General features: G+C 65.7%; 23 protein-coding genes and 1 riboswitch. Of the genes, 10 read left to right on the top strand and 13 right to left on the bottom strand.

Translation table 11 applies throughout. From position 1 onward, the window contains the following. Positions 1 to 100: 100 nt before the first annotated feature. The 3 genes from GZH52_RS04315 to gmk form a co-directional block, all read right to left on the bottom strand. Complete coding sequence (locus tag GZH52_RS04315; protein WP_163315268.1) at positions 101 to 2,260, bottom strand: RelA/SpoT family protein; 2,160 nt, start codon at positions 2,258 to 2,260, stop codon at positions 101 to 103. A gap of 22 nt (positions 2,261 to 2,282) precedes the next feature. Further along, on the bottom strand, positions 2,283 to 2,489 hold the full coding sequence (gene rpoZ / locus GZH52_RS04310; protein WP_163315267.1) for a DNA-directed RNA polymerase subunit omega: 207 nt from the start codon (positions 2,487 to 2,489) through the stop codon (positions 2,283 to 2,285). Positions 2,490 to 2,558: 69 nt separating this feature from the next. Continuing rightward, positions 2,559 to 3,182 carry a guanylate kinase gene (gene gmk, locus GZH52_RS04305; RefSeq protein WP_163315266.1) on the bottom strand — a complete coding sequence of 208 codons (624 nt, stop codon included), beginning with the start codon at positions 3,180 to 3,182 and terminating at the stop codon, positions 2,559 to 2,561. A 165-nt stretch (positions 3,183 to 3,347) separates the two neighbouring features. Between gmk and GZH52_RS04300 the strand changes: the two genes are divergently transcribed. From GZH52_RS04300 to GZH52_RS04270, 7 genes are all read left to right on the top strand, one after another. Further along, on the top strand, positions 3,348 to 4,646 hold the full coding sequence (locus GZH52_RS04300) for an NCS2 family permease (RefSeq protein WP_163315265.1): 1,299 nt from the start codon (positions 3,348 to 3,350) through the stop codon (positions 4,644 to 4,646). Positions 4,647 to 4,751: 105 nt separating this feature from the next. Next, complete coding sequence (locus GZH52_RS04295; protein ID WP_163315264.1) at positions 4,752 to 5,309, top strand: adenine phosphoribosyltransferase; 558 nt, start codon at positions 4,752 to 4,754, stop codon at positions 5,307 to 5,309. Positions 5,310 to 5,439: 130 nt separating this feature from the next. After that, positions 5,440 to 6,468, top strand: a complete 1,029-nt coding sequence (gene argC / locus GZH52_RS04290; RefSeq protein WP_163315263.1) for an N-acetyl-gamma-glutamyl-phosphate reductase — start codon at positions 5,440 to 5,442, stop codon at positions 6,466 to 6,468. A 93-nt stretch (positions 6,469 to 6,561) separates the two neighbouring features. Beyond that, positions 6,562 to 6,912, top strand: coding sequence for an iron-sulfur cluster insertion protein ErpA (gene erpA / locus GZH52_RS04285; RefSeq protein WP_136551962.1), 351 nt, complete (start codon positions 6,562 to 6,564; stop codon positions 6,910 to 6,912). A gap of 28 nt (positions 6,913 to 6,940) precedes the next feature. Then, positions 6,941 to 7,837 (top strand): CheR family methyltransferase, encoded by an 897-nt coding sequence (locus tag GZH52_RS04280; protein WP_349290637.1) that lies wholly within the window; start codon positions 6,941 to 6,943, stop codon positions 7,835 to 7,837. A gap of 56 nt (positions 7,838 to 7,893) precedes the next feature. Beyond that, the gene (gene purT, locus GZH52_RS04275; RefSeq protein ID WP_349290636.1) at positions 7,894 to 9,093 is read left to right on the top strand and encodes a formate-dependent phosphoribosylglycinamide formyltransferase; all 1,200 of its coding nucleotides are present in this window, start codon (positions 7,894 to 7,896) and stop codon (positions 9,091 to 9,093) included. A 2-nt stretch (positions 9,094 to 9,095) separates the two neighbouring features. Continuing rightward, the gene (locus GZH52_RS04270; RefSeq protein ID WP_163315262.1) at positions 9,096 to 9,482 is read left to right on the top strand and encodes a group II truncated hemoglobin; all 387 of its coding nucleotides are present in this window, start codon (positions 9,096 to 9,098) and stop codon (positions 9,480 to 9,482) included. Positions 9,483 to 9,552: 70 nt separating this feature from the next. Here GZH52_RS04270 and folB read toward each other — a convergent pair whose 3' ends face one another. Then, a complete protein-coding gene (gene folB / locus GZH52_RS04265; protein ID WP_163315261.1) occupies positions 9,553 to 9,912 on the bottom strand; it encodes a dihydroneopterin aldolase in 360 nt (119 codons plus the stop codon). A 71-nt stretch (positions 9,913 to 9,983) separates the two neighbouring features. Between folB and plsY the strand changes: the two genes are divergently transcribed. Further along, positions 9,984 to 10,616, top strand: a complete 633-nt coding sequence (gene plsY / locus GZH52_RS04260) for a glycerol-3-phosphate 1-O-acyltransferase PlsY (RefSeq protein WP_163315260.1) — start codon at positions 9,984 to 9,986, stop codon at positions 10,614 to 10,616. A gap of 6 nt (positions 10,617 to 10,622) precedes the next feature. On the opposite strand, the gene GZH52_RS04255 is transcribed toward plsY, so the two are convergent. The 5 genes from GZH52_RS04255 to metK all read right to left on the bottom strand — a co-directional run bounded on the left by GZH52_RS04255 (position 10,623) and on the right by metK (position 15,590). Continuing rightward, entirely contained in the window at positions 10,623 to 11,135 is a 513-nt protein-coding gene (locus GZH52_RS04255) for a type IV secretion protein Rhs (protein ID WP_163315259.1), read from the bottom strand. 64 nt (positions 11,136 to 11,199) lie between these two features. Beyond that, the gene (locus GZH52_RS04250; RefSeq protein ID WP_203525614.1) at positions 11,200 to 11,745 is read right to left on the bottom strand and encodes a TIGR00645 family protein; all 546 of its coding nucleotides are present in this window, start codon (positions 11,743 to 11,745) and stop codon (positions 11,200 to 11,202) included. 26 nt (positions 11,746 to 11,771) lie between these two features. Then, on the bottom strand, positions 11,772 to 12,599 hold the full coding sequence (gene metF / locus GZH52_RS04245; protein WP_163315258.1) for a methylenetetrahydrofolate reductase [NAD(P)H]: 828 nt from the start codon (positions 12,597 to 12,599) through the stop codon (positions 11,772 to 11,774). A gap of 68 nt (positions 12,600 to 12,667) precedes the next feature. After that, positions 12,668 to 14,068 carry an adenosylhomocysteinase gene (gene ahcY, locus GZH52_RS04240; RefSeq protein WP_163315257.1) on the bottom strand — a complete coding sequence of 467 codons (1,401 nt, stop codon included), beginning with the start codon at positions 14,066 to 14,068 and terminating at the stop codon, positions 12,668 to 12,670. 67 nt (positions 14,069 to 14,135) lie between these two features. Further along, positions 14,136 to 14,200, bottom strand: a riboswitch (S-adenosyl-L-homocysteine riboswitch). A 220-nt stretch (positions 14,201 to 14,420) separates the two neighbouring features. Next, positions 14,421 to 15,590, bottom strand: coding sequence for a methionine adenosyltransferase (gene metK / locus GZH52_RS04235; RefSeq protein ID WP_163315256.1), 1,170 nt, complete (start codon positions 15,588 to 15,590; stop codon positions 14,421 to 14,423). Positions 15,591 to 15,664: 74 nt separating this feature from the next. On the opposite strand from metK, the gene GZH52_RS04230 reads away from it, so the two are divergent. Both GZH52_RS04230 and GZH52_RS04225 read left to right on the top strand, forming a co-directional pair. After that, positions 15,665 to 16,558 (top strand): lysophospholipid acyltransferase family protein, encoded by an 894-nt coding sequence (locus GZH52_RS04230; RefSeq protein WP_163315255.1) that lies wholly within the window; start codon positions 15,665 to 15,667, stop codon positions 16,556 to 16,558. Next, positions 16,555 to 17,427: a lipid A biosynthesis lauroyl acyltransferase gene (locus GZH52_RS04225; protein ID WP_163315254.1), complete on the top strand. Its 873-nt coding sequence runs from the start codon at positions 16,555 to 16,557 to the stop codon at positions 17,425 to 17,427. Before GZH52_RS04230 ends, GZH52_RS04225 begins: the two co-directional genes overlap by 4 nt. Positions 17,428 to 17,686: 259 nt before the next feature. Here the strand turns inward: GZH52_RS04225 and GZH52_RS04220 are convergent, their stop codons facing one another. From GZH52_RS04220 to nuoL, 4 genes are all read right to left on the bottom strand, one after another. Next, the gene (locus GZH52_RS04220; RefSeq protein ID WP_163315253.1) at positions 17,687 to 17,995 is read right to left on the bottom strand and encodes a DUF2818 family protein; all 309 of its coding nucleotides are present in this window, start codon (positions 17,993 to 17,995) and stop codon (positions 17,687 to 17,689) included. 71 nt (positions 17,996 to 18,066) lie between these two features. Then, positions 18,067 to 19,551 (bottom strand): NADH-quinone oxidoreductase subunit NuoN, encoded by a 1,485-nt coding sequence (gene nuoN, locus GZH52_RS04215; RefSeq protein ID WP_163315252.1) that lies wholly within the window; start codon positions 19,549 to 19,551, stop codon positions 18,067 to 18,069. A gap of 18 nt (positions 19,552 to 19,569) precedes the next feature. After that, positions 19,570 to 21,066, bottom strand: coding sequence for an NADH-quinone oxidoreductase subunit M (locus GZH52_RS04210; protein ID WP_163315251.1), 1,497 nt, complete (start codon positions 21,064 to 21,066; stop codon positions 19,570 to 19,572). Between the two features lie 40 nt (positions 21,067 to 21,106). After that, a complete protein-coding gene (gene nuoL / locus GZH52_RS04205) occupies positions 21,107 to 23,152 on the bottom strand; it encodes an NADH-quinone oxidoreductase subunit L (RefSeq protein WP_163315250.1) in 2,046 nt (681 codons plus the stop codon). Between the last annotated feature and the right edge of the window lie 27 nt (positions 23,153 to 23,179).

Here is a 23,179-nt window from a genome sequence, read left to right as displayed (position 1 = left end):
GCCTCGGCCATCGGCAGCACGTACTCTGCTGAGTGCGGGCTTCGCGAAAGGGGTTGTTTATACCGGAAAACGCCGGTGGCGTCGAGCGGAAAATGGGCAGTCAGCGCCGCTCGGCGCGCATCACGCTGCCGACCTGCAGCACGGCGAACAGCACGCGCTCGAGGTGGGCGACGTCGCTGACCTGCAGCCGGAAGTGGATCTCGATCACGCCCTCGGACGAGGGGCTGTCCTGCGTGTCGACACGCTCGACGTTGGCCGCCGCGTTGGAGATCGCAGCGGCGATCTCGGCCAGCGCCCCCCGCTCGTTGTGCGCGGTGACGCCGACCGTCACCGTGAACACGCGGTCGCGCTGCGCGTCCCAGGTCACGTCGAGCAGCTTGTCCGCCTCGACCCGGCGCAGGTTCGCGCAGTGGCTGCGGTGGATCAGCAGGCCCTGCCCCTTGGCGATCACCCCGACGATCTCGTCGCCATGGATGGGGTTGCAGCACGAAGCCAGCGCGATCGCACCGCTCTCATTGCCGCGGATCGCGATAGGCGCCATGCGCACCGCCTCACCCAGCTTGCGCCCTGCCAGCTCGACCAGGCGGCGGGCGACGACGATGGGCAGCAGCTTGCCGACACCGACCTCGGCCAGCACCTCGCCGAACGCCCCCTGGCGGTCGCCGAAACGGCTCAGGTACTCGGCCTGCAGCGCGCCGTCGATCTCGAGCGGCTGCGTCAACAGCGCCCCCAGCGCCTGGCGCAGCAGGCGGTCGCCCAGCAGCGACGCCTCGGTGCTCTGCAGGCTCTTCAGGTAGGCGCGGATGCACGAGCGCGCCCGTCCGCTGGCGACGAAGTTCAGCCACGAAGGGTTGGGCTTGGCCTGCGTCGCGGTGATGATCTCGACGCTGTCGCCGTTGCGCAGCACGGTGCGCAGGGGCACCAGCGCGTGGTTGACGCGGGCGGCGATGCAGCGGTGGCCGACGTCGGTATGCACGGCGTACGCGAAGTCGACTGGTGTCGACCCCTGCGGCAGCACCAGGATCTTGCCCTTCGGGGTGAACACGTACACCTCGTCGGGGAACAGGTCGATCTTGATGTGCTCGAGGAACTCGATCGCGTCGTCGCTCTCGGCCTGGATGTCGAGGATGCTCTGCAGCCACTGGTGGGTGCGCTGGTGCGCGGCGTCGAGCGTCGCGTCGCCGCTCTTGTACATCCAGTGCGAGGCGATGCCAGCCTCGGCGACCGCGTTCATCTCGCGGGTGCGGATCTGCATCTCGACCGGCGTGCCGTACGGTCCGAACAAGGTGGTGTGCAGGCTCTGGTAGCCGTTGCCCTTGGGGATCGCGATGTAGTCCTTGAACTTGCCGGGCAAGGGCTTGTACAGGCTGTGCAGCGCGCCCAGCGCCAGGTAGCAGGCGGGCGTGTCGTTGACGATCACCCTGAAGCCGTAGATGTCGAGCACCTCGGAGAAGGACAGGTGCTTCTCCTGCATCTTCTTGTAGATGCTGTAGAGGTTCTTCTCGCGGCCCTTGATGGTCGCCTCGATATTGTTCTCGACGAGGCGCTGGCTGACCGCCTGCAGGATCTTGTTCACCACCTCGCGCCGGTTGCCGCGCGCGGCGCGCACGGCCTTGGCCAGCACCTGGTAGCGGTTCGGGTAGAGGTGGCGGAACGACAGGTCCTGCAGCTCGCGGTAGACCTTGTTCAGGCCGATACGGTTGGCGATCGGCGCGTAGATTTCCAGCGTTTCCAGCGCGATGCGCTTGCGCTTGTCCTCGCGCATCGAGTCGAGGGTGCGCATATTGTGCAGGCGGTCGGCCAGCTTGACGATGATCACGCGCACGTCGCGTGCCATCGCCAGCACCATTTTGCGGAAGTTCTCCGCCTGCGCGGTTTCCTTGGTCTGGTACTCGAGCCGCTCGAGCTTGGAGAGCCCGTCGACCAGGTCGGCGATGGTCTTGCCGAAGTGCTCGGCGAGCGTCGCCTTGCTGACGCCGGTATCCTCGAGCACGTCGTGCAGCAGGGCCGCCGCGACCCCCTGCGCGTCCATCCGCCAGTCGACCAGCATCGCGGCGACCGCCAGCGGATGGGTGATGTAGGGCTCGCCGCTCTTGCGGGTCTGCCCCTCGTGCGCGTCGCGGCTGACTTCGAACGCCTGGCGCAGCAGCTGCACGTCTTCCGGCTTGAGGTAGCGGGACGCTAGCTCGAACAGTGAAGACGAATCGGCTTCGATCAGCGGTCGGTAGTCGACCGCGCTGTCTGTATCAGACTGCGGCATGCGCCGTGATGCTCCGGAACGTTCAACCCTGGTGGCGGGTCAGCACTTCGCGGCCGACATGGCCAGCGGCAATTTCGCGCAGCGCAACGACGGTCGGCTTGTTGCGGCCGCTGTCGACGAAGGGGGTGCCGCCGGAAGCGAGCTGGCGCGCGCGGTAAGCGGCGGCCAGGGTCAGGTCGAAGCGGTTCTGGATGCGGTCAAGACAATCGTCAACGGTAATGCGGGCCATGGAAATTCAACCTTTGGGTTAGGTAACAAACACTATGCGATTTTAATGCGCCGGGCAATCGCTTTCGCTTCAGGCGGAAACGCCTTCGGCGAGGATCGCGTCGACGGGGCTTTGCTGCTGAGCCGCGCGCAGGCGGGCGGTACGCACCAGCGCGCGCAGGTCGCCGAGCGCACGCTCGAAGTCGTCGTTAACGACCAGGTAATCATACTCGGGCGCCAGCGCGATCTCGGCACGCGCCTCGGACAGGCGGCGGGCAACCACCTCTTCGCTGTCGGTGCCGCGCCCGCGCAGGCGCTTCTCGAGTTCGGGCAGGCTGGGCGGCAGGATGAACACGGCGACCGCCTCGGGGAACGCCGCGCGCACCTGGCGCGCACCCTGCCAGTCGATCTCGAGCAGGAGGTCGTGCCCGGCGGCAACCCGCTCGGCGATCCAGCGACGGCTGGTGCCGTAGTAGTTGCCGTAGACTTCGGCGTGCTCGAGAAAGTCGCCGTCGGCGATCATGCGCTCGAACAGCTCGCGGCTGACGAAGTGGTAGTGCTGGCCGTCGACCTCGCCCTGGCGCGGCGCGCGGGTAGTGAAGGAAACGGACAGTTCGACGCCGGGCTCGGCCTTCAGCAGGGCGGCCACCAGCGAGGTCTTGCCCGCGCCGGAAGGCGCTACCACGATGAAGATGCTGCCAGCCGCGCCACTCATGCCCAATCCCTTCACAATCCTGAACTAATATTTCAGGTTACCACAAAGCAGCCTTGCGAAAACAGCACCCCGGGGCAGATACCTCACACTTCCTAAGTCACATCATATAAAATCACGCGCTTGCCTTGTCCATAAAACCAAAGCACCACGGGGAGTGTGCGCACCATGCAACTGCTTGAAAACCTGTTCCGGCTCAAGGAGCACGGCACTTCGGTCAAGACGGAAGTGATCGCCGGGATCACGACCTTCCTGACCATGGCGTATATCGTGCTGGTCAACCCGGCCATCCTGTCGGCCACCGGCATGGACCTGAACGCGGTCTTCGTCGCGACCTGCCTCGCCGCCGCCTTGGGCACCGGCATCATGGCGCTAGTCGCCAACTACCCGATCGCGCTGGCGCCGGGCATGGGTCTGAACGCCTACTTCACCTTCACCGTGGTGCAGGGCATGGGCGTGCCCTGGCAGACCGCGCTGGGCGCGGTGTTCCTGTCGGGCATCGTCTTCCTCGCGGTCAGCCTGTTCAAGGTGCGCGAGGCCATCGTCAACGCGATCCCGCAGTCGCTGAAGTTCGGCATCTCCGCCGGCGTCGGCATGTTCCTCGCCATCATCGGCCTGAAGAACGCCGGCGTGATCGCCGCCCACCCGGCCACGCTGATCACCCTGGGCGACGTGCACAGCCCGACCACCCTGCTCGCCATCCTCGGCTTCTTCCTGATCGTCGCGCTCGAGTACCGCAAGGTGCCCGGCGCGATCATCCTCAGCATCATCGCGGTCACCGTGCTGTCGATCACGCTGGGCCTGTCGACCTTCGAAGGCGTGTTCGCGCCGGTGCCCAGCCTCGAGCCAACGCTGATGCAGATGGACATCGCAGGCGCCCTGAACGCGGGCCTGTTGGGCGTGATCTTCGTGTTCTTCTTCGTCGACCTGTTCGACACCACCGGCACCCTGGTCGGCGTGTCGCACCGCGCAGGCCTGCTAGACAAGGACGGCAAGCTGCCGCGCCTCAAGCGCGCGCTACTGGCCGACTCGGTCGCGATCACCGCCGGCGCGGTGATGGGCACCTCGTCGACCACCGCCTACGTCGAATCCGCCGCCGGCACCGCGGTGGGCGGACGTACCGGCCTCACCTCGCTGACCGTCGCCCTGCTCTTCCTGGCCTGCCTGTGGCTCTCCCCGCTGGCCAAGACCGTGCCGGCCTACGCGACCGCGCCCGCACTGTGCTACGTCGCGGTGCTGATGACCCGCGGCCTCGCCGAGATCAAGTGGGACGACCTGACCGAGGCCGCGCCGGCGGTGATGACCGCGATGGCGATGCCGTTCACCTTCTCGATCGCCGACGGCATCGCGTTCGGTTTCATCAGCTTCACCGCGGTCAAGATCCTGTCCGGCCGCTTCAAGGACCTGAGCATCGCCGTACTGGCCATCACCGGCATGTGGGTGTTCAAGCTCGCGTTCTTCCACTGAGCGCATCCGCGCTGACCTAAGCTGCAAGGGGCCGGCCGCCCCTTGCCCATGCGGGCGCGGCAGCCTGTACAATACGCCGCGACACAAGAAAACAAGGCTGAAACCATGGATAACCTCAGCAATATCGACTACGCGAGCTACCTCAAGGGCTGGATCCGCGCCGTACCCGACTGGCCGCACAAGGGGGTGATGTTCCGCGACATCACGCCGCTTTTGCAGAACCCGAAGACGTTCCGCATGCTGATCGACGTGTTCGTCCACCGCTACATGGACCAGGACATCGACCTGATCGCGGGGCTGGACGCACGCGGCTTCATCATCGGCTCGGTGCTCGCCTACGAGCTGAACGTCGGCTTCGTGCCGATCCGCAAGAAGGGCAAGCTGCCGTACACGACGATCGCCGAGGAATACGAGCTCGAGTACGGCAACGCGACGGTCGAGATGCACACCGACGCCTGCAAGCCGGGTGACCGCGTGATCCTGGTCGACGACCTGGTCGCTACCGGCGGCACCATGATGGCGGGCTACCACCTGCTGCAGAAGCTCGGCGCCGACGTGATCGAAGCCGCGGCGATCATCGAGCTGCCCGAGCTTGGCGGCGGCAAGCTGGTGCGCGAGGACGGACTGCCCTTGTTCACCATCTGCTCGTTCAGCGGCCTGTAAACCGGCCACACCCCGAGCCGGACAAGGCGCGCGCAGGCGCGCTTTTTTGCGCCCTTAATATTCATGTTGCATTGCAAGGGGATGCCCGCCTAAGATTTTCGCTTCCAATTTCTATACGCGGGAGTCGAACATGATCAAGGTCGGGATTGTCGGGGCCACTGGCTACACCGGAGTCGAATTGCTGCGCCTGTTGGCGACCCACCCGCAGGCGCGCGTCACCGCCGTCACTTCGCGCAAGGACGCCGGCACCCAGGTCTCGGCGATGTTCCCCAGCCTGCGCGGCCATGTCGACCTCGCGTTCAGCACGCCGGAAGACGCGCGTCTGGCCGAATGCGACGTGGTGTTCTTCGCCACCCCCAACGGCATCGCGATGAACGAGGCCGCCCAGCTGTTGGCCGCCGGCGTGCGCGTGATCGACCTTGCTGCCGACTTCCGCATCCGCGACCAGGCCGAGTGGGAAAAGTGGTACGGCATGGCACACGGTGCGCCGCAGCTGCTGGAAGACGCCGTGTACGGCCTGCCCGAAGTCAACCGCGAGACCATCCGCGGCGCGCGACTGGTTGCCAACCCCGGCTGCTACCCGACCGCGGTGCAACTGGGTTTCCTGCCGCTGATCGAGGCCGGCGTCGTCGACACTGCCAGCCTAATCGCCGACTGCAAGTCGGGCGTCTCCGGTGCCGGGCGCAAGGCCGAGGTGCACGCGCTCTTGGCCGAGGCCGGCGACAACTTCAAGGCCTACGGCGTAGCCGGCCACCGCCACCTGCCGGAAATCCGCCAGGGCCTCGCGCGCGCTGCCGGCACGCCGGTCGGCCTGACCTTCGTGCCGCACCTGACGCCGATGATCCGCGGCATCCACGCGACGCTGTACGCGCGCCTCACCCAGGACACCGACTTGCAGGCCCTGTTCGAGTCGCGCTACGCGAACGAGCGCTTCGTCGACGTACTGCCGGCCGGCAGCCACCCGGAAACCCGCTCGGTACGCGGCGCGAACACCTGCCGCATCGCCGTGCACCGCCCGCAAGGCGGCGACACCGTGGTGGTGCTGTCGGTGATCGACAACCTGGTCAAGGGCGCCGCCGGCCAGGCCGTGCAGAACATGAACCTGATGTTCGGCTGCGACGAGCAGGCAGGCCTCGCGCAGGTGCCGCTGTTGCCCTAAGCACTTGAAAACTCGCCAGCGCGCCCCAATCCCGAGTAAAATCCTTGGGTTGATGCCGCTTTTGGCTACCCGTTTGACAGAGGTTCCCTGAACATGACCGCCACCACCGAAATGCCGTCCCCGATCAACTTCACCGACAGCGCCTGCGACAAGGTGCGCGAACTGGTTGCCGAAGAAGGCAACCCGGAGCTGAAACTGCGCGTCTTCGTCACCGGCGGCGGCTGCTCGGGCTTCCAGTACGGCTTCACCTTCGACGAGATCGTCAACGACGACGACACCGCGATCGAGCGCGCCGGCGTGACCTTCCTGGTCGACCCGATGAGCTACCAGTACCTGGTCGGCGCCGAGATCGACTACCAGGACAGCCTGGAAGGCTCGCAGTTCGTGATCCGCAACCCGAACGCGACCACCACCTGCGGCTGCGGTTCCTCCTTCTCGGTTTAAGCGCGCCGCGTTATCATCGAAAGCCCGGATGCGTCCGGGCTTTTTTCTTGCCTGCCGCCAGACCATGACCCTGCTACCGCCGATCCAGCTGCCCAAAATCGACTTTGCCCGCGAGTTCACCTTCAGCGACGCCGACTACGAGCGCGTGCGCCGGCTGATCCACCGCACGGCGGGCATCGCGCTGGGGCCAAGCAAGAAGGACATGGTGTACGGCCGCCTGGTGCGCCGCATCCGCGAGCTCAAGCTCGCCGGCTTCACCGCCTACGTCGACCTGCTGGAATCCCCGGCCGGCCGCGGCGAGTTCGAACAGTTCGTCAACGCGCTGACCACCAACCTGACCTTCTTCTTCCGCGAAGACCACCACTTCCCGCTGTTGGCCGAGCACCTCAAACAGAAGGCCGGCCAGGAAGTGTCGATCTGGTGCGCAGCCTCGTCGACCGGCGAGGAACCCTACTCGATCGCGATCACGGCGCTCGAGGCGCTCGGCGCCAACGCCCGCGTCAGCATCCTCGCGACCGACCTCGACACCAGCGTGCTCGAGACCGGGCGGCGCGGCGTCTACGGCGCGGACAAGATCGCCCGCCTGCCCGCCGGCATGGCCGCGCGCTACTTCGACAAGCTGCCGGACGGCAACTATCAGGCGCGCGCGCAATTGCGCAACCTAATCCGTTTCGAGCGCCTCAACCTGGCCGACAGCGTGTGGCCCGCGCGCAAGCCGTTCGACGCGATCTTCTGCCGCAACGTGATGATCTACTTCGACCGAGATACCCAGGCCGGCGTACTCAGGCGCTTTGTGCCCATGCTCAAGCCGGACGGCCTGCTGTTCGTCGGCCACTCGGAAAATTTCTACTTCGCGTCCGACCTCTTTCACCTGCGCGGCAAGACCGTCTACGAGCACGCCGCGCGCGCTGCGGCGCGCGGCTGACCGGTCATGCCATGCGTGTTAAGATGCGGCCGATTTCTTAGTTAAGGAGCCCGTCCGTGCGCATCGGTACCCCGTTGTCCCCCTCCGCCACCCGCGTCATGCTCTTGGGCAGCGGCGAACTCGGCAAGGAAGTCGTGATCGCCCTGCAAAGGCTGGGCGTGGAAACCTTCGCGGTCGACCGTTACCCGAACGCGCCGGCAATGCAAGTCGCCCACGGTAGCCGAGTCATCGACATGACCGACGCGGCCGCCTTGCGCGCACTGGTGGCTGAAGTGCGCCCGCACTACATCGTCCCCGAGATCGAGGCGATCGCGACCGAGGCGCTCGTCGCGCTCGAGGCCGAAGGGCACACCACCGTGGTGCCGACCGCGCGTGCGGTCAACCTGACCATGAACCGCGAGGGCATCCGCACGTTAGCCGCCGAGGAACTGGGCCTGCCGACCTCGCGCTACGCCTTCGCCGGCTCGCTGGATGAGATGCGCGCGGCGACCGGCGCCATCGGCTTCCCCTGCTTCATCAAGCCGGTGATGTCATCCAGCGGCAAGGGCCAGTCCTTTCTCAAGTCCGCCGCCGACGTCGACGCCGCGTGGGACTACGCGGCGAGCGCCGGCCGCGTCGCCAAGGGCCGGGTCATCGTCGAGGGCCTGGTCGACTTCGACTACGAGATCACCCTGTTGACGGTTCGCGCGAGCGACGGCGAGGGCGGCACCACGACGCACTTCTGCCAGCCGATCGGCCACCGCCAGCAAAACGGCGACTACGTCGAGAGCTGGCAGCCGCAGGCGATGTCGCCCGTCGCGCTCGAACGCGCGCGCGAGATCGCCGGCAAGGTCACCGCCGCACTCGGCGGCTGGGGCCTGTTCGGCGTCGAGCTCTTCGTCAAGGGCGACGAGGTGTGGTTCTCCGAAGTGAGCCCGCGCCCGCACGACACCGGCCTGGTGACGCTCGCCACCCAGCGCTACTCGGAGTTCGAACTGCACGCACGTGCGCTGCTCGGCTTGCCGGTCGACACCACGCAGCGCGAACCCGGCGCCTCGGCAGTTGTTTACGGCGGCATGGACGACACCGGCATCGCCTTCGAGGGCATTGCCGAAGCGCTATCGGTGCCCGGCGCCGACCTGCGCCTCTTCGGCAAGCCGGAGAGCTTCCTGCGCCGGCGCATGGGGGTGGCGGTCGCCAGCGGCGACGACACCAATCAGGCGCGCGAACGCGCGCAGGCTGCGGCGTCTGCGGTGCGCCCGGTCAAGGGAAACTGAAGATGGCCGAAATGACCCCGTACGAGCTCTTGGGCGGCGCCGGCGTGGTGCGCTACCTGACCGACCGCTTCTACGACATCATGGACAGCGACCCTGCGGTGGTGAAGCTGAGGCAGATGCACCCGGACAAGCTCGAAGGCTCCCGCGAGAAGCTCTACATGTTCCTGTCCGGCTGGCTGGGCGGCCCCGCGCTCTATATGGAAGCGTTCGGCCACCCGCGCCTGAGGATGCGCCACCTGCCGTTCGCGGTCGACCGCCAGATGCGCGACGAGTGGATGTACTGCATGCGTCTCGCAGTGAACGAGCTGATCGTCGAGGACGAACTGAAGGCCAAGCTGATCGACGCCTTCCACAACACCGCCGACTTCATGCGCAACCAGCCCGAGTAAGCGGACGCGACGCATGCAAAGGCCCGGGCCGCCAGTACGGCGCCCGGGCCTTTTTTGCCTGTTCCGCCGCTTAACGGCTGCGCTGCCCGCGTTCGATGGTCACGCCGACCTTGGCGACGTCAGGCAGGATGCCCGGCTTGGTCACCGACACCCGCACCCACGCCGCGCCGAACTCGTCGCGGATCAGGTGCGCGATATGCTCGGCCAGCGCCTCGATCAGCAGGAAGTGCTGCTCGGACAGCGAAGCACGCACCCGCTCGACGACTTCCCCGTAGTGGATGGTGTCGCTGATGTCGTCGCTGTGGCACGGCGTCTCGCTCGGGATGCCGATATCGAGGTCGATCTCCAGGGTCTGGGGTGCGTGGCGCTCCCAGTCGTAAACGCCGATCAGGGTGGCGGCGCGCACTTCTCGCAGGAAAATGATGTCCATCTTGGGTGGCGGCGTTGGGAAATGCCGCCCGATACCGTAGAATCCAAACCCCGCATTCTAGTGTATTCACCATGACCACGACAGCCTTTGCCTTTATCGCCGCGGCCTACCTGATCGGCTCGCTCTCGTTCGCCGTCATCGTCTCCAAGGCAATGGGCATGGCCGACCCGCGCAGCTACGGCTCGGGCAACCCCGGCGCGACCAACGTGCTGCGCTCGGGCAAGAAGGTCGCCGCCGCGCTGACGCTGCTGGGCGACGGCGCCAAGGGCTGGGTCGCCGTCGCGCTCGCCAGCTGGCTCGCCCCGCGCTACGGCCTCGGCTCGCGCGAGGTGGCGATGGTCGCCATCGCCGTGCTCGCCGGCCACATGTGGCCGGTGTTCTTCGGCTTCAAGGGCGGCAAGGGCGTCGCCACCGCCGTCGGCGTGCTGTTCGGCTTCAGCCTGCCGCTGGCGCTGGCGGCCGTGGCCACCTGGCTGTTCATGGCCTTCGTGGTGAGGATCTCGTCGCTGTCCGCGCTGACCGCGTGCGTGCTCGCGCCGGTGTACGCCTACTTCATCCTCGGCCCGCAAAGCCCCTACTTCGGCACCTGCATCATCATCGCGATCCTGGTGATCCACCGCCACAAGTCCAACCTGATCAACCTCTTGACCGGGCAGGAAAGCAGGATAGGCGAGAAAGCCGCGCCCAAGGACGAGCAGCAGTAAACGGCGCTACAGCCGCCACCAACGCGCCGGCAGCAAGGCCGGCGCCGCCGGGTCGGCGAAGAACCCGGCCAGCACCTCACCGAGCCACGCCTCCTCTGCCGCACACTCGGCAAGGCCCAGCCTCGCGCCCCAGTAGCGGGCGACGAGCTCGGCCTGCTGCTCGAAGTTGTACGCACGAAACGGCCGCGCATCGCCTGCCGGGTAACGGTACGCGTCGCGCAGCCAGTAAGCCCCCTGCAAGCACAGGCAGACGCCGGCAAGCCTCACCGGCACACCTTGCTGGTACTGCCAGACATGGGTGAGCTCGTGCACGAACAGGCACTGCGAGCGCGGGCCGGCCCGCGAGAAATCGGCGCGATAGAGCGCAGGTGGGAAGTAGAGCTCACCCGCCGGCGCCATCGCGACGCGGCGCAGCCACGGCAGGTAGCCGCGCGCGTGCACGCGCACCCGGTCCGCGTCGAGCGACGTGCCGAACAGCCGCCGCGCCACCGCCCGCTCGCCCGCCGTCAGCGCCCGCATCTTTCCTCCCGCCCATGCAAAAAAGGGGGCGTCAGCCCCCTTGCAGTATGCGCACGCGCTGCGCTCAGTGCTTGAGCGTCGAGTTGAGCAGCTTGTCGGTGTAGGCGATGGCCGCCGCCGACAGCAGGAAGGCCAGGTGCAGCAACAGCTGCCACTTGATGGTGTGCTCGGACAGCTTGCTTGCGTTGATGAAGGTCTGCAGCAGGTGGATGGACGAGATGCTGATGATCGCCATCGACAGCTTGACCTTGAGCACCGACGCGTTCACATGGTCGAGCCACTCGGGCTGATCCGGGTGGTTGTCGATGCGCAGCCGCGACACGAAGGTCTCGTAACCGCCGACGGTCACCATCAGCAGCAGGTTGGCGATCATCACCACGTCGATCAGCGCGAGCACCGACAGCATGATCTCGGTCTCGGTCAGCACCGTCAGGTCCGACAATAGCGTCCACAGCGAGGACAGGAACTTCCACGCATAGACGCCCTGCACGACGATCAGCCCCAGATAGATCGGCAACTGAAGCCAGCGGCTCCAGAAAATCAGCTGGCCGAGCCGCGACTTCATCGCCGGCCGCTCCTCGTGTCGCAGTACCGCTTCACCTGCTTGCATCACTCCTCCCCCTAATCCGCTTTGGCTCACAAACCCAGGCGCTGACAGATCGTCGACACCAGCCCAGCCTGGTTCAGCGTGTAAAAATGCAACCCGGGTGCACCGTTCGACATCAGGCGGTCGCAAAGTTCAGTCACCACATCGAGCCCCAGCGCTCGGATCGACGCGGTGTCGTCGAGGTAGGACTGCATGCGCAGGCGCAGCCAGCGCGGCACTTCGGCGCCGCACATATCGGAGAAGCGCACCAGCTGGCCGAAGTTGTTGATCGGCATGATGCCCGGCACCACCGGCACGTCGACGCCGCGCGCCTGCGCCTCGTCGACGAAGCGGAAGTAGGCGTCGGCGTTGAAGAAGTACTGGGTAATCGCCGAGTTAGCGCCGGAGCGCACCTTGCGCACGAAGTTGTCGATGTCCTCGTCGGCCGAGCGCGCCTGCGGGTGGAATTCCGGATAGGCCGCGACCTCGATATGGAAATGGTCGCCGTGCGTCTCGCGGATGAAGGCAACCAGTTCGTTGGCGTAGCGGAATTCGCCGGCCTCGACCATGCCCGAGGGCATGTCGCCGCGCAGCGCGACGATATGGCGGATGCCGTGCTCGCGGTACTCGTCGAGGATCGCGCGGATGCTCTCGCGCGTCGAGCCGATGCACGACAGGTGCGGCGCGGCGGCCAGGCCGTCGGCGCGGATGTCGAGCACCGCCGCGAGCGTGCCCTCGCGAGTGGTGCCGCCGGCGCCGAAGGTCACCGAGAAGAACTCGGGCTTGAACTGCGCAAGCTGCGCGCGCGTGGTGCGCAGCTTGGCCATCCCCTCTTCCGACTTGGGCGGGAAGAATTCGAAACTGTAGGTGTGCTTCATGGTTTCCCCCTGGTCGCAGACAGGCCGGCCCCGTCTGGCGCGGGTGGCGCCGGCCCTGCCGCGGTGGATCAGTAGCGGTAGTGCGCCGGCTTGTACGGGCCTTCCTTGGGCACGCTGATGTAGGCGGCCTGCTCGTCGGACAGTTCGGTCAGGCGCGCGCCGATGCGCTTGAGGTGCAGGCGGGCCACCTTCTCGTCCAGGTGCTTGGGCAGCACATACACTTCGCGGCCGTACTTCGCGCCGTTGCAGAAGATCTCGATCTGCGCGAGCACCTGGTTGGTGAAGCTGTTCGACATCACGAACGACGGGTGGCCGGTCGCGCAGCCGAGGTTCACCAGGCGACCCTCGGCCAGCAGGATGATGCGCTTGCCGTCCGGGAAGATGATGTGGTCGACCTGCGGCTTGATGTTTTCCCACTGGTACTGGCGCAGGCTGGCGACTTCGATCTCGGAGTCGAAGTGGCCGATGTTGCAGACGATCGCGTTGTTGCGCATCGCCTTCATGTGATCGTGCGTGATCACGCCGACGTTGCCGGTGGTGGTGACGAAGATGTCGGCTTCACCGGCCACCTCGTCCATGCGCACCACTCGGTAGCCTTCCATCGCCGCCTGTAGCGCGCAGATCGGATCGATCTCGGTCACCCACACCGTCGCACCCAGCCCGCGCAGGGATTGCGCGCAGCCCTTACCCACGTCGCCGTAACCCAGCACCACCGCCACCTTGCCGGCGACCATCACGTCGGTCGCGCGCTTGATGCCGTCGACCAGCGATTCGCGGCAGCCGTACAGGTTGTCGAACTTGGACTTGGTCACCGAGTCGTTGACGTTGAACGCCGGAAACGGCAGCTGGCCGTCCTTCTGCAGCTGGTAGAGGCGGTGCACGCCGGTGGTGGTCTCTTCGGTCACGCCCTTGATGTGCGCGAGGCGCTTGGAGTACCAGTGCGGGTCGAGCGCCAGATGGCGCTTGATCGACGCGAACAACGCGGTTTCTTCGTCGTTGCCCGGGTGGCCGATCACGCCGATGTCCTGCTCGGCCTTGCTGCCCAGCATCAACAGCAGCGTCGCGTCACCGCCGTCGTCCAGGATCATGTTGGCCGGCTCACCTTCCGGCCATTCGAAGATGCGGTGCGAGTATTCCCAGTACTCGTCCAGGCTCTCGCCCTTGAACGCGAATACCGGGATGCCGGCCGCGGCGATCGCCGCGGCCGCGTGGTCCTGCGTCGAGAAGATGTTGCACGAAGCCCAGCGTACGTCGGCGCCCAGCGCAACCAGCGTCTCGATCAGCACGCCGGTCTGGATGGTCATGTGCAGCGAGCCGGCGATACGCGCGCCACGCAGGGGCTGGCTGTGCTTGTACTCCTCGCGCAGCGCCATCAGGCCCGGCATCTCGGTCTCGGCGATCGCCAGTTCCTTGCGGCCCCACTGGGCGAGGTTGATGTCGGCGACCAGGAAATCGTTGAATTCAGCCATCGTGTAGTCCTTCACGAAGGCCGGGCGGGATGCGGCTCACCCGTCATCCCGTGTCCGGCACGGGTTGCATGGGCGAGTGCGGTTGAAGCGATCCGGGCCTGGGGCGCAAGCCTTGCAGCACTCCCCGGAATGCGCCGGATTATAACCTACGGATACCTTTTTGGCATTACTCTCAAGAGACTGACATGAAAAACGGGCCGCACGAGGCGGCCCGTTTTCGGGAGTTGCTGCCTGAGCCCTCATCCGGCGCTGCGCGCCACCTTCTCCCGCGTGCGGGAGAAGGAATAAGGCAGAGGCCGGTCGAACACCCCTCTCCCGATTGCGGGAGAGAGGCCGGGGGTGAGGGCTGGCGTTACAGCCCGGCGTCAGCGCGCAGCGCCTCGACCTTGTCGGTACGCTCCCAGCTGAACTCGGGCTCTTCGCGGCCGAAGTGGCCGTAGGCGGCGGTCTTGGTGTAGATCGGGCGCAACAGGTCGAGCATCTGCACGATGCCCTTCGGGCGCAGGTCGAAGTGGCGCTTCACCAGTTCAACGATCTTCTCGTTCGGGATCGCATTGGTGCCGAAGGTATCGACCGAGATCGAGGTCGGCTGGGCGACGCCGATCGCGTACGAGACCTGGATCTGGCACTGGCGCGCGAGGCCGGCGGCGACGATGTTCTTCGCCACGTAACGGCCGGCGTAGGCGGCCGAGCGGTCAACCTTGGACGGGTCCTTGCCGGAGAACGCACCACCACCGTGCGGGGCTGCGCCGCCGTAGGTGTCGACGATGATCTTGCGGCCGGTCAGGCCGCAGTCGCCGTGCGGGCCGCCGATGACGAAGCGGCCGGTCGGGTTGACCAGGTACTTGGTGGCGGCGGTGATCATCTCCGGCGGCAGCACCGGCTTGATCACGTCCTCGATGATCGCTTCGGTCAGCGTCTTGTGGTCGATGTCCGGGCTGTGCTGGGTGGACAGCACCACGGTGTCGATCGACTTGGGCAGGCCGGTGGCGGAGTCGTACACGCAAGTGATCTGGCTCTTGGCGTCCGGGCGCAGCCACGGCAGGCGGCCGTCCTTGCGCAGCTCGGCCTGGCGCTGCACCAGACGGTGCGCGTAGTAGATCGGGAACGGCATCAGCGTCGGCGTCTCGTCGCACGCGTAGCCGAACATCAGGCCCTGGTCGCCGGCGCCCTGGTCAAGGTCGAGGCCCTCGCCTTCGTTGACGCCCTGCGCAATGTCCGGGCTCTGGCGGTCGTAGCACATCATCACCGCGCAGCCACGGTAGTCGAAGCCCAGCTCGGAGTCGTCGTAGCCGATACGCTTGATGGTCTCGCGCGCGACCTTGATGTAGTCGACGTTGGCGTGGGTGGTAATCTCGCCGGCCAGCACGACGAGGCCGGTGTTGACCAACGTCTCGGCGGCGACGCGCGCCCTCGGGTCCTCGCGCAGGATGGCGTCGAGGATGGCGTCGGAGACCTGATCCGCGACCTTGTCCGGATGGCCTTCGGAGACCGACTCCGAAGTGAAGAGGTATTCGCTCATGTAGGGATCCCTGGAGTGATGGCTGTCTATTTGGTGTTAAAATCCGGCGCTTTACCCGGACACAAGGACGCGACATGGCACGCCTTGTACAAATCCTGCTGGCGGCGCTCTCCCGCCTGCCGCTGGCCGCGCTGCAGGCGCTCGGAGGCGCGCTGGGGTCGTTGACCCGGCTGGCCTCGCCCGCTTTTGCAGACCGCATAAAAAGCAATCTGAATAATAGCGGGCTCGCCGAAAACAACAATGTGTTGGAAGAATACGTCAAACGCACCGCGCGGGAAACCGGCATGGGTGCGCTCGAGCTGGCGATCGCCTGGACGCGAGATTCTAAAGACATCGCGGCGCTGGTCAAGTCCTGCGACGGCTGGCAGCACGTCGAGGCGGCGCTCGCGCGCGGCGACGGCTTGGTGTTCGTCACCCCGCACCTGGGCGCGTACGACATCGCCGGGCGCTACCTGGCGACCCGCCTGCCTTTCCCGGTGACCGCGATGTTCCGCCCGCCCAAGTACGCCTACCTCGAGCCGGTGATGCAGGGTGGCCGCGCGCGCGACGGCGCCGCCACCGCCCCGGCGACCCCGGCCGGCGTGCGCATCGTGATGAAGGCCTTGCGCAACGGCGAGGCGACCATCATCCTGCCCGACCAGGCACCGGGCAGCGGCGAGGGCGTATGGGCGCCGTTCTTCGGCAAGCCCGCCTACACGATGACGCTAGTGCCGCGCCTCGCGCAGATGAAGAACGTGACCACGCTGATGTTCTGGGGCGAGCGCCTGCCGCAAGGCCAAGGCTTCGCCGTGCATATCTCGCCGCTCTCAGAACCCTTTGACGGCGACCGCGACGCCGACGCCGCCCGCCTCAACCGCGAAGTCGAAAGGCTGGTTAGCCAGGCGCCGACCCAGTACCTTTGGAGCTACAACCGCTACAAACGCCCGGCCGGCGCGCCACCCAGGCCCGGTACGGAGGACGCTGCATGAAACTCTTTTTTGCCCTGCTCTGGCTGCTGCACTGGCTGCCGCTGTCGCTGATAGCAACCATCAGCCGCGGGCTTGGTCAGCTGCTCTACTACGCGGCGGGCAACCGACGCCGCGTTGGCCTGACCAACCTCGAACGCTGCTTCCCCGCCATGCCACAAGCCGAACGCAAGCGCCTGCTCAAGCGCCACTTCGGCCATATGGCACAGCTCCTGCTCGAGTACGGCGTGTGCTGGTGGGCCAGCCCCGAACGCATCAAGCGCCTGGTGCGCGTCCACAACCTTGATCGCCTGACCGGGTTGCAGGCAGCGGGCGAGGACGTGATCATCTTCTACCCGCACTTCGTCGGCTTCGAGCTGGCCGCACTGAGGCTCAACCTGGAGATGCCGCTGGTCAGCGTGTACTCGCACCAGAAGAACCAGTCGATGGACAAGATGATCTACGCCGGCCGCAACCGCTTCGACAACGCCTTCATCGTGTCGCGCCAGGAAAGCCTGCGCGCGATCATCAAGGCGATGCGTGCCGACCACGCCCCCTTCCTCTACCTGCCCGACCAGGACTTCGGCCGCCGCGATTCGATCTTCGTGCCCTTCTTCGGCGTACAGGCGGCGACCGTGCCCGGACTCTCCCGCATCGCAGGGCTCGCCAAGGCGCGCGTGGTACCGGTGATCCCCCGCCGTGTCGCAGGCGGACTGGAAGTCGACGTCTACCCGGCGTGGGACAACTTTCCCAGCGGCGACATCGAAGCCGATACCCGCCGCATGAACGAGTTTCTCGAACAGCGGGTGCTTGAGATGCCCGAGCAGTACTTCTGGCTGCACAAGCGCTTCAAGACGCGGCCTGAGGGCGAGCCGCCGTTCTACCAGAAATGAAGAAGGCGCCCGCGGGCGCCTTCTTCATTTCCAGCCAGCCTCACACGCCCTCATCCGGCGCTCTGCGCCACCTTCTCCCGCAGGCGGGAGAAGGGTGTGTGAGTCCACCGCGCGGGAGCGGCATGCAAACAGCCTCCGCGCAGCGGACTGCAAGGCCAGCCGTCGTGGTGGCTTACGCCGGCTTTGCCAGCTAACCCACCCTTGCGGTTGAGGCTTGCCCCCCTCTCCCGCTTGCGGGAGAGGGGTTGGGGGTGAGGGGTCAGGCGGCCTTGCGCACCGGGTGCGCGCGCCAGAAGTGGCGGGCGACGAAGCCGGGGAAGGCGAACACTACGAACAGCGCGAAGGTGGTCACGTAGAACTGCCAGTTCTGCGCGTGTACCGGCATGTGCTGCGCCTCGAGTACGCGGGCGAGCCCGCCCACTGCGAGGTAGAGCACTACCAGCTCCAGCGCCTCCCAGCCGAAATGCTTGTCCTTCACGCGCAACACGCCGAACAGGCGGCGGCTGACAAAGGGCAGGTTCGCCGCGATACAGGCGACGACGGTCAACAGGATCACACTTTCTTGCACGGTCAGGCTCCATCAATGAAAAAAGGCGTGCCGCGGTCGTCCGCGACACGCCCGGCCAGGGCTTTCCGGGTTCAGAAGCTGGCCAGCGATTGACGCATCGCGTCAATGCAAAGTTCCACCAGACGCTCCGGCAGCAGGCCGATCACCAACAGCGCCAGCGCGTTGACCGACAGCAGAAGCTTCATGTCGCCGCGAACGACGATGGGCGCGTCGGTCTGGCTGCCGTCAAAGTACATCACCTTGACCACGCGCAGGTAGTAGAACGCGCCAACCAGCGACATCAGCACCGCAAACACCGCCAGGTACACCGGCGAGCCCGCGAAGAAGCCGAAGTCGAGCACCGGCAGGTCGACCACCGCGCGCAGCACTGCGAACTTGGCGTAGAAACCGGCCAGGGGCGGGATGCCGGCCATCGAGAACATCACCAGCAGCATCAGGAAGGCGTACCAGCTGCTCCTCGCGTTCAGGCCCTTCAGGTCGTCGACCTTGTCGCATTCGAAGCCGGCGCGAGAGAGCGCGAGCAGCACGCCGAAGGCGGCCAGCGACATCAGCACGTAGGTGAGCGCGTAGAACATCGCCGAAGCGTAGCCCTGCTCGTTACCGGCCAGCACACCCAGCAGCAAAAAGCCCATGTGCGAGATGGTCGAGTAGGCGAGCATGCGGCGGATATTGGTCTGCGCGACCGCGGCCAGGTTGCCGATCAGCATCGACAGCGCGGCGATCAGCACCAGCATGCCCTGCCACTGTGCAGCCAGCTCGCCCAGGCCCTGCGCCAGGATGCGGATGACAAACACGAAGGCGGCGAGCTTGGGCGCGGCGCCCAGCATCAGCGTCACCGCCAGCGGCGCGCCCTGGTAGACGTCGGGCACCCACATATGGAAGGGCACGGCGCCCAGCTTGAAGGCGAGGCCGGCGACCAGGAACACCAGGCCGAACACCAAGAGCACGATATTGGTTTCCGGACGCGAGATCCCGGTGGCAATCACGTGGATATCGAGCGAGCCAGTCGCACCGTACACCATCGACATGCCGTACAGCAGCATGCCCGAGGCGAGCGCGCCCAGCACGAAGTACTTCATCGCCGCTTCGGTGCCGGCTGCCGAGTCGCGCTTGAGGGCGATCAGCGCGTAGAGCGCCAGCGACAGCAGTTCGAGGCCGATATAGAGCGTGACGAAGTTGGCGGACGACACCATCACGTTCATGCCCAACAGCGCGAACAGGCTCAGCGTGAAATACTCGCCGCGGAACATGCCGTTGTCGGCGACGTACTGGCGGGAGTACACCAGCGTGGCGGCGGTCGCGCCGTACATGGCGACCTTGATGATGTCGGCGACCGGGTCGTCGACGAACATGCCGGAGAAGGTGGTCACCGCGAACGGCTCGAAGGTCGCGACCTGCAGCACCGCGCACAGCGCCACCGTCAACAGCGACAGCACGTAGGTGACGCCGCGCTTCTCGTCGGGGACGAACAGGTCGAACACCAGGATGAACGACAGCGCACCGAGCAGGAACAGCTCGGGCAGCGCCGGCATCAGATTCAGATCAGCCCAATTCATTGCTTTGTCCTTGTGGCCTTACAGCTTGCTTTGCGCGACATGCGCGATCAGGTCGTTCACCGCGAGGTGCATCTTGTCGACGAACATCTGCGGGTACAGGCCCATGCCGAGCACGGCGATGGCCAGCACGGCCAGCACCAGGAACTCGCGCTTGTTCACGTCGGTCAGCTCGTCGACGTGGTGGTTGGCCACCTCGCCGAAGATGGTGCGCTTGACCATCCACAGCGTGTACGCAGCGCCGAAGATCAGCGTCAGCGACGCCAGCGCGGCCACCCAGAAGTTCACCTGCAGCGCGCCCATGATCACCATGAACTCGCCGACGAAGCCGGAGGTCGCCGGCAGGCCGGAGTTGGCCATCGCGAACAGCACCATGAAGGCGGCGAAGATCGGCATGCGGTTGGCGACGCCGCCGTAGTCGGCGATGTTGCGGCTGTGCACGCGGTCGTACATCACGCCGATGCAGAAGAACATCGCGGCGGACACGAAGCCGTGGCTGACCATCTGCACGATCGCGCCTTCCACCGCCCACACGTTAAGTTCCGAGCCGGTAAAGAGGAACAGGCCCAGCGTCACGAAGCCCATGTGCGAGATCGACGAGTAAGCGACCAGCTTCTTCATGTCGGTCTGCACCAGCGCGACCAGGCCGATGTAGACGACAGCGACCAGCGACAGCGCAACCACGATCGGTGCGAGCTCGCGCGCGGCGTCCGGCACGATGGGCAGCACGAACCGCAGGAAGCCGTAGGCGCCGATCTTCAGGGTGATCGCGGCCAGCACCATCGAGCCGCCGGTCGGCGCCTCGACGTGCGCGTCCGGCAGCCAGGTGTGCACCGGCCACATCGGCACCTTCACCGCGAAGGACATGAAGAAGGCGATGAAGAGCAGGATCTGCACGGTCAGCGGGATCTGCGCGATGTCTTGGAACGCCTCGATCGAGAAGCTCTTGCCGGCGGCGAAATAGAGCCAGATCAGCGCGACCAGCATCAAGAGCGAACCCAACAGCGTGTACAGGAAGAACTTGATCGACGCGTACACGCGGCGCGGGCCACCCCACACCCCGATGATCAGGTACATCGGGATCAGCATCGCCTCGAAGAACACGTAGAACAGGATCGCGTCCAGCGCGGCGAACGCGCCGTTGATCAGGCCGGACATCACCAGGAAGGCGGCCATGTACTGCGCGACGCGCTGCTCGATCACCTGCCAGCCGGCAATCACCACCAGCATGGTGATGAAGCTGTTGAGCACGACGAACAGCATGGACAGGCCGTCGACGCCCAGGTGGTAGTTGATGTTGAGCGCCGAGATCCACGGGGCGAACTCGACGAACTGCATGCCGCCGTTCAGGGTATCGAACGCGGTGAAGAGCGGCAGCGACGCGGCGAAGCCGAGCGCGGAGCCGGCCAGCGCGATCCAGCGCGCGAGCGGTGCGCGCCTGTCGTCGCCGGTGGCCAGGACCAGGACGCCGGCGATGATCGGCACCCAGATCACCAGACTTAACAGATTGGAAAACATAGTTCGAACCTATTGTTGTTTGCTATTTCCGGCACGCGGCTTATCTGAAGATCAGCTGCGAGAACCACAGGGTGACCAGCACCAGGATGCCGATGATCATGGTCGTGGCGTAGCTGTAGATGAAGCCGGTCTGCAGGCGGCGCGCCTTCTGGGCGAGCTTGCCGACGAGCGCGGCCGAGCCGTTCACGATCAGCCCGTCGATCAACAGCATGTCGCAGATCTTCCAGAAGAAGGTGCCGAGGGCACGGCTGCCCTTGGCGAACACCGCGAAGTACAGTTCGTCGAGGTAGTACTTGTTCTCGAGCAGGCGGTGTACCGGCGCGAAGGTTTCCTTGATCTTCGCCGGGATCTGCGGTGCCTTCATGTAGAAGAACCACGACAGCGCGACACCCGCGAACGCCAGCCAGAACGGCAGCGTCGAGAAGGCGTGCAGGCCCATCGCCAGCGCGTGCTCGGCGTGCGGGATCACCGCAGCGAGGCCCGGGTGCGCTTCAAGGTTGGTGAACAGCACGCCCTTGAAGAAGTCGCCGCCAACCATGGGGCCGATCGCGAAGTAGCCGATCACCACCGACGGGATGGCCAGCAGCACCAGGGGCAGCGTCACCACCCACGGGCTCTCGTGCGGCTTGTCGTTCGGGCCCAGGCCATGGTGGTGGTCGTGGTCCGGCTCTTCGTCCGCGTGGTCGCCGTGGTGGTCGTGCGCGTGCTTGGCGTCCATCCAGCGCTCCTTGCCGTGGAAGACCAGGAAGTACATGCGGAAGGAGTAGAACGCGGTGACGAACACGCCGGCCAGCACGGCGAAGGTCGCGAAACCGGACGCCGGCAGGTTGCTGTGCTCGACGGCCAGGATGATCGAGTCCTTCGAGTAGAAGCCCGAGAAGAATGGGGTGCCGATCAGCGCGAGGCTACCCAGCAGGCTGGTGATCCAGGTGATGGGCATGTACTTGCGCAGGCCGCCCATATTGCGCATGTCCTGGTCGTGGTGCATGCCGATGATGACCGAACCGGCCGCAAGGAACAGCAGCGCCTTGAAGAAGGCGTGCGTCATCACGTGGAACATCGCCACCGAGTAGGCGGATGCGCCCAGCGCGACGGTCATGTAACCCAGCTGCGACAGCGTCGAGTAAGCCACCACACGCTTGATGTCGTTCTGCACAATGCCCAGGAAACCCATGAACAGCGCGGTGATCGAACCTGCGACCATCACCACGTTCAGTGCAGTGTCGGACAGCTCGAACAGCGGGCTCATGCGCGACACCATGAAGATGCCGGCAGTCACCATGGTCGCCGCGTGGATCAGCGCCGAGATCGGGGTCGGGCCTTCCATCGAGTCCGGCAGCCACACGTGCAGCGGGAACTGCGCGGATTTACCCATCGCGCCGACAAACAGCAGGATGCAGGTCACGGTCAGCAAGGACCACTCGACGCCCGGGATGATCTGGATCGTCTTGTCGGCCACTTGCGGCAGCGCGGCGAACACGTCGCTGTAATTGAGCGAGCCGCCGAAGTGCGCGAGCACCAAGCCAATGCCCAACAGGAAGCCGAAGTCACCGACGCGGTTGACCAGGAAGGCCTTCAGGTTCGCGAAGATCGCCGTCGGGCGCTTGAACCAGAAACCGATCAGCAGGTAGGAGACGAGGCCGACCGCTTCCCAGCCGAAGAACAGCTGGACGAAGTTGTTGCTCATCACCAGCATCAGCATGCTGAAGGTAAACAGCGAGATGTAGCTGAAGAAGCGCTGGTAGCCCGGGTCCTCGGCCATGTAGCCGATGGTGTAGATGTGCACCATCAGCGACACCGAAGTCACCACCACCAGCATGGTCGCCGTCAGCGTGTCGACCAGGAAGCCGACCGAGAACTCCATGCCGCCGACGGTCAGCCAGGTGTAGACCGCCTCGTTGAAAACCGCTCCACCGTTGAGGAAGTAGTGGAGCACCTTGAGCGACAGCGCGGCCGAAACCGCCACACCCGCGATGGTCACGATGTGTGCGGCACGCCGGCCGATCGCCCAGCCAAACAAGCCTGCAATGATGGCCCCCGCCAGCGGCGAGAGGGCGATCAGCAGGTACAAGCTCTTCATATCCATTTTCTGGCTTCTCGTTTGTTGGTATCC

This window comes from Crenobacter caeni (assembly GCF_010435965.1).
Taxonomy (GTDB): domain Bacteria; phylum Pseudomonadota; class Gammaproteobacteria; order Burkholderiales; family Chromobacteriaceae; genus Craterilacuibacter; species Craterilacuibacter caeni.
Note: the sequence above shows the minus strand (reverse complement) of the source record. Positions and strands in the feature narration are given on the sequence as shown.

Excerpts from the sequence above, each read along its gene's own strand:
- GZH52_RS04225 (WP_163315254.1), top strand. The coding sequence starts at position 16,555 with ATGAAACTCTTTTTTGCCCTGCTCTGGCTGCTGCACTGGCTGCCGCTG.
- GZH52_RS04300 (WP_163315265.1), top strand. The coding sequence starts at position 3,348 with ATGCAACTGCTTGAAAACCTGTTCCGGCTCAAGGAGCACGGCACTTCG.
- erpA (WP_136551962.1), top strand. The coding sequence starts at position 6,562 with ATGACCGCCACCACCGAAATGCCGTCCCCGATCAACTTCACCGACAGC.
- metK (WP_163315256.1), bottom strand. The coding sequence starts at position 15,590 with ATGAGCGAATACCTCTTCACTTCGGAGTCGGTCTCCGAAGGCCATCCG.
- metF (WP_163315258.1), bottom strand. The coding sequence starts at position 12,599 with ATGAAGCACACCTACAGTTTCGAATTCTTCCCGCCCAAGTCGGAAGAG.
- GZH52_RS04295 (WP_163315264.1), top strand. The coding sequence starts at position 4,752 with ATGGATAACCTCAGCAATATCGACTACGCGAGCTACCTCAAGGGCTGG.
- nuoL (WP_163315250.1), bottom strand. The coding sequence starts at position 23,152 with ATGGATATGAAGAGCTTGTACCTGCTGATCGCCCTCTCGCCGCTGGCG.
- gmk (WP_163315266.1), bottom strand. The coding sequence starts at position 3,182 with ATGAGTGGCGCGGCTGGCAGCATCTTCATCGTGGTAGCGCCTTCCGGC.
- GZH52_RS04280 (WP_349290637.1), top strand. The coding sequence starts at position 6,941 with ATGCGTCCGGGCTTTTTTCTTGCCTGCCGCCAGACCATGACCCTGCTA.
- GZH52_RS04255 (WP_163315259.1), bottom strand. The coding sequence starts at position 11,135 with ATGCGGGCGCTGACGGCGGGCGAGCGGGCGGTGGCGCGGCGGCTGTTC.
- GZH52_RS04230 (WP_163315255.1), top strand. The coding sequence starts at position 15,665 with ATGGCACGCCTTGTACAAATCCTGCTGGCGGCGCTCTCCCGCCTGCCG.
- ahcY (WP_163315257.1), bottom strand. The coding sequence starts at position 14,068 with ATGGCTGAATTCAACGATTTCCTGGTCGCCGACATCAACCTCGCCCAG.
- rpoZ (WP_163315267.1), bottom strand. The coding sequence starts at position 2,489 with ATGGCCCGCATTACCGTTGACGATTGTCTTGACCGCATCCAGAACCGC.
- argC (WP_163315263.1), top strand. The coding sequence starts at position 5,440 with ATGATCAAGGTCGGGATTGTCGGGGCCACTGGCTACACCGGAGTCGAA.
- folB (WP_163315261.1), bottom strand. The coding sequence starts at position 9,912 with ATGGACATCATTTTCCTGCGAGAAGTGCGCGCCGCCACCCTGATCGGC.
- plsY (WP_163315260.1), top strand. The coding sequence starts at position 9,984 with ATGACCACGACAGCCTTTGCCTTTATCGCCGCGGCCTACCTGATCGGC.
- GZH52_RS04315 (WP_163315268.1), bottom strand. The coding sequence starts at position 2,260 with ATGCCGCAGTCTGATACAGACAGCGCGGTCGACTACCGACCGCTGATC.
- GZH52_RS04250 (WP_203525614.1), bottom strand. The coding sequence starts at position 11,745 with ATGCAAGCAGGTGAAGCGGTACTGCGACACGAGGAGCGGCCGGCGATG.
- nuoN (WP_163315252.1), bottom strand. The coding sequence starts at position 19,551 with ATGAATTGGGCTGATCTGAATCTGATGCCGGCGCTGCCCGAGCTGTTC.
- GZH52_RS04210 (WP_163315251.1), bottom strand. The coding sequence starts at position 21,066 with ATGTTTTCCAATCTGTTAAGTCTGGTGATCTGGGTGCCGATCATCGCC.
- GZH52_RS04270 (WP_163315262.1), top strand. The coding sequence starts at position 9,096 with ATGGCCGAAATGACCCCGTACGAGCTCTTGGGCGGCGCCGGCGTGGTG.